This is a genomic window from Rhizobium alarense, assembly GCF_021555155.1.
Lineage (GTDB): Bacteria > Pseudomonadota > Alphaproteobacteria > Rhizobiales > Rhizobiaceae > Rhizobium_D > Rhizobium_D alarense.
In genome coordinates, this window is sequence record NZ_JAKGBU010000160.1 from 1 (window position 1) to 4,444 (window position 4,444).

The following is a 4,444-nucleotide window of genomic DNA, read 5'->3' on the forward strand; positions in this document are numbered from 1 at the left end:
CGCACGTCCTTCCCGCACCAAAGGCGCCGACCCCGCCTCGCCGCAACGCCTTGCGGTGTATCCGTGGACGGGATGGGGAGATTGTAGGCACAGGTTCGCAGGGCGGGGAAAACGGGGATGGCGGGCGTTTCGTCTTCCGGTGGGGGAGAAGAAGCAAAATCACGGTCTTATGTAGCAAGCGCACCAAACTCAAAAAACACAGAAGACGGTGGCAATTAAACGGTATTAGGTAGCAAACTCAAATCACATCACCCTCCACTCCATTCTGTTTGACGGACGATAGGAATCAGGCTATCTCGGCTGTATGATCAACAGTGGAACGAATTCGGAACGATGATGGGCGACACAAATGACATCCTTCTGACGGCGGCAACCGTGCGCGAATGGCAAGATGAAGGCGCCAAGATTGATGAAGAAATGAACTCTCTTCAAAAGCGACGTGATGAGATCACCCGAAAGCTTGAAGCAGTTCGCTTGCTCTTTCCACAAATTAGCCAGCAGCCCAAAAATCTCTCTGCAGTGGACGCTCTCGAAGAGCAATCTGAGACAATGGTTGATGCCACCCTTCGCATTCTCAGGAGTGCTGAGTCGCCGTTGGGGCACTCTGAGATAAGAGCCATCTTGTCGAGGGATGGGAGACTTAAAGAGAAACTAATCTCCTCTCCCAACTATTATTATACGATGATTAGTCGCCTCCTAAATAGGACCGGAGACGACCGCGTTGTAAAAATTGGCGATAGGTACGCCATGGCCAATAAGAGTTCGATTGACGGGGAAGCGTCTTGACCACGCTTCCCCGTCCTATCGTTAACCCCGCGCCGCCAAAGCGCCAAACACGGAGGTACCGACATGGCTAAATGCCTTGGGCCGTTATTACGGTCCTGATAGGTCCCGCATCGAAAGCTACCAACGATCGATGCGGGCTTTGTGACTACCCCGGTTAGGGAAGCAGACACGGAAGCTCTCTTTCCTGGCCGGTTCGTTTCAATAACGCGCAGAAAGGATAGACCATTGCGCAACGAACTCGACTATTTCCCGTGCACTCACGCCAAGGCGTGCAACGTGCTTTGGGCCGTAAAGGTGGAAGGATGGACTCAGACCAAAGCGGCTATCGTCTTCGGCCTGAATGTCGGAACGGTAAACCACGTTGTACGCGGCAACCGCTTTAAGGACGCCGTGCCTCTCCCTCCGAACGACACGTGTCTCCATTAAACTCTACAGCAGCTATGGGGCATCATCAAGTCTGGTGATGCCTCTAGCACTTCCATTATCGCCGAACACTAGGCCGACGCCAGCTTTTTCCAAGGCTAATTGCATAGCGTTCTACGACCTTTTCGAAATCGCGAATCGTTGACATGGAGACTTGCGACCTTTGCGCAAGCTCTTCCTGCGACCAATCAAGCCATGCTCGCGCGGCTCTGCTTCGCCCACGCCCGCCGCCGCGCCGTGGTTTGTCGAATGTCTCGGACGGGGCGCCGCAAGCTGCCTCGTAAAGTAAATTTTATATGGCCCCTTGCGGCGCCCCGTTCGGCGGTTTGTGCCCGGACTTCGGTCGCTCTGCGAAAGCCGGGGCCGGTGGGTGTTCGCCGTCGGTTTCCGGTTGCCCGGCGGACGATGCCGACGCACCTCCGGTGCCCGGTCCCCTTGTGTGCCACACAGGCACGCCCGGCGCGGTGTTGGGAGAAAAAACGGCAGGCCCGGTCCGACGCCCCGCCGCCTTCCCCCGTGCACCGGAGGGAGACCAGTTTCCACGGACCCCCTTGGCGAAGGCGCACGTCCTTCCCGCACCAAAGGCGCCGACCCCGCCTCGCCGCAACGCCTTGCGGTGTATCCGTGGACGGGATGGGACGATTGTAGGCACAGGTTCGCAGGGCGGGGAAAACGGGGATGCGGTTTTTCTTCTCCCCCGGAGGGATAAGAAGCAAAATCAGCGTCTTAGCCGAAGGCTAAGTGCTAGATTTTGCAGATGAGGGGCGGCTGTTCTGGCGCACCATCGCTGTCCCCCTCACCAACAAAATCTAAGACTTAGCTGGCGCTAAATCTTGATTTTGTATCCTCTCCCTCGTCGGGGAGAGGAAACGGGGGGCGGTGAGCCGCGGCGTCGCCCGCGGCTCTCCTCGCCAAATCCAAAACCGATTGCAATATGAAATCAGTCGATCTAATGTAGAGCCGATTGCACACCGCAATCGGTCCGCGCGGATGTGCCACGTGAGGAAAGGAAGCGGGTATGGCCAAGCTCGTGTTCGGAATGAACCAGTCGCTGGACGGCTATGTCGATCATATGGCGTTCGGGCCAAGCCCCGTGCTCTTCCGCCACTTCATCGAGGAGGCTCAGGGGCAGGCGGGCAGCGTGTACGGCCGCCAGATGTATGAGGTCATGCGTTACTGGGACGACGATCATCCTGAATGGGATGCGGAGAAACAGGCCTTTGCGGCGGCGTGGCGAAACCAGCCGAAATGGGTCGTCTCGCGCGCGTTGACCTCTGTCGGCCCCAACGCCAGGCTTGTCGGGGATGATCTTGAGGGCGCGATCCGCGCATTGAAGGCCGAGCGCGACGGAGAGATCGAAGTTGCCGGCCCGAACCTGGCGCACAGCCTCACCGAACTCGGCTTGATCGACGAGTATCGAATCTACCTGCACCCGGTCGTGCTCGGTCGCGGCAAGCCATATTTCGCCGGACCCCGGCCGCCGCTCCGCCTCGTGACCCACGATCGGATCGGCGAGGACGTCGTCAGGCTGACCTATGTTCCCGCCTGATATCGCGCTGCGCCGGACGGAAACCGCCGCTGAAGCCTGATCCGGGCGAGGCCCAAAGCGCCGGAAACGGCCCCGGGTCGGCCTGCGCGATCCCATTGCACAATGGCTGCATCGGGCACAACGCCGCCGTCATGCTCTCCTGTCTCGGGGAGCGGAAACGGGGCCGTGCCACCCGCCGCGGCGACGGTCAGACGGGCTCCCAGCCGTCCCTGGTGCTGGCGCGGTAGATGGCGTCGATGAGCTTCTGGTTGGCGACCGAGCTTTCGAGCGTCACCACCTCCTCCTTGCCGCCCATCGCGGCGCGCGAAAAGGCCTCCGCCTCGCACCTGTACTGGCGGGCGTCCTGGAAACGGAAATGCCGGCTCTCGCTGTGGTTCTGGTTGGTGAGCTCGATCTCCTCGGCGCCGTAGCGGTCGGCGTTGAAGGGGGACTTCACCTCGATGAAGCCCTTGTCGCCGTGGAAGACCATGACCTGGCGGGCGGCGAGCTGGGTGGAGATGTAGAAGGACAGCTCGAAATCGCCGAAATCGGCGCGCACGCTCGAATAGATGTCGGTGCCGAAATCCGGGTCGCGGTCGGTGTTCGCCTGAACGCGGACCGGTTCCCTGCCGGTCGAAAAACGCGTCGCGATCGTCGGGTAGACGCCGATGTCCGGCAGGCCGCCGCCGCCGAGCTCCGGCACGTTGCGCATGTTGCCCGGATCGCGGTTGAAATAGGTGAAGGCGCCCTGCACGTGGCGCAGCCTGCCGACCGCGCCCTCGGCGAGCAGCGAGCGCACCTTGCGCCAGACGGGGCTGTAGGTCACCATGTAGGCTTCCGAGATCAGCACCTTGTTGCGGTCGCGCGCCGCGATCAGCGCCGCGATCTCCGAGGCGTTGAGGGCGATCGGCTTCTCGCAGAGCACATGCTTGCCGGCATCGGCGGCCTTGACCGTCCATTCGACATGCTGTGCGGTCGGCAGCGGAATATAGACCGCGTCGATGACGTCGGAGGCGAGCATCTCCGCATAGGAGCCGAAGGCATGCGGCACCGAGAAGCGGTCCGCCATGGCGCGCGCCCTGTCGAGATCGCGGCTGGCGATCGCCGTCACCACGCAGTTCTCGGCATCCTGGATGGCCGGCACGACGAGCTCGCGGCCGATCCTGGCCGTCGACAGAATTCCGAAACGCAGCATGATTGTCTCTCCCTCGAATGCGGCCGCGAGACTAGTCGCGCGGCCCGCCCGCCGCAAGGCGCGAAAAATCGAGGGATGCGCGTGCAATCCCCGCTGCGCGCCGCTATGTCTGGAAGGCAGGTTTTCAGCGCGAACGTTCGGAGGATCCGATGCAGCCTCGTCCCCCCGGCCGGACCGGCCTTTCCATCGCGCCGCCCGTCCCAGGCGGCAATGTGTCCGGCCGGAGGGCCGACACCACGATCGCGGCCGGCCGGCCCGGCACGGCGGGAGCGTGAGCGCGATGGCGCTCGAGATCCGCGACGCCGCGGCCGGCGACGAGGCGGCATGGCGGGTGCTCTGGGCCGGCTATCTCGCCTTCTACGGCGTCGACCTGCCCGAGGCGGTGACGGCCCATACCTGGGCCCGCATCCTCGACCCCGCCTCGCGCGTTGCCATGCGCGTGGCGGTCGACGAGGGGGGCATGGCGGGGTTCGCCGTCCACCATCACCACGATTCGACCTGGGTGATGACGC

At 62.2% G+C, this 4,444-nt stretch carries 3 protein-coding genes and 2 pseudogenes; 3 read left to right on the forward strand and 2 right to left on the reverse strand.

The genetic code is table 11. The features are described 5' to 3' along the window. Nucleotides 1-336 precede the first annotated feature (336 nt). Nucleotides 337-786, forward strand: a complete 450-nt coding sequence (locus LXM94_RS25580) for a hypothetical protein (RefSeq protein ID WP_235774675.1) — start codon at nt 337-339, stop codon at nt 784-786. Nucleotides 787-1,267: 481 nt separating this feature from the next. Here LXM94_RS25580 and LXM94_RS25585 read toward each other — a convergent pair. After that, nucleotides 1,268-1,408 (reverse strand): annotated as a pseudogene (locus LXM94_RS25585) (hypothetical protein); the annotation flags it as partial. 819 nt (nt 1,409-2,227) lie between these two features. Between LXM94_RS25585 and LXM94_RS25590 the strand changes: the two are divergent. Then, nucleotides 2,228-2,758, forward strand: coding sequence for a dihydrofolate reductase family protein (locus LXM94_RS25590; RefSeq protein ID WP_235774676.1), 531 nt, complete (start codon nt 2,228-2,230; stop codon nt 2,756-2,758). Between the two features lie 187 nt (nt 2,759-2,945). Here LXM94_RS25590 and LXM94_RS25595 read toward each other — a convergent pair whose 3' ends face one another. Beyond that, nucleotides 2,946-3,932, reverse strand: coding sequence for a Gfo/Idh/MocA family protein (locus LXM94_RS25595; RefSeq protein WP_235774678.1), 987 nt, complete (start codon nt 3,930-3,932; stop codon nt 2,946-2,948). A 280-nt stretch (nt 3,933-4,212) separates the two neighbouring features. Between LXM94_RS25595 and LXM94_RS25600 the strand changes: the two are divergent. Next, nucleotides 4,213-4,444, forward strand: a pseudogene (locus LXM94_RS25600) (GNAT family N-acetyltransferase); the annotation flags it as partial.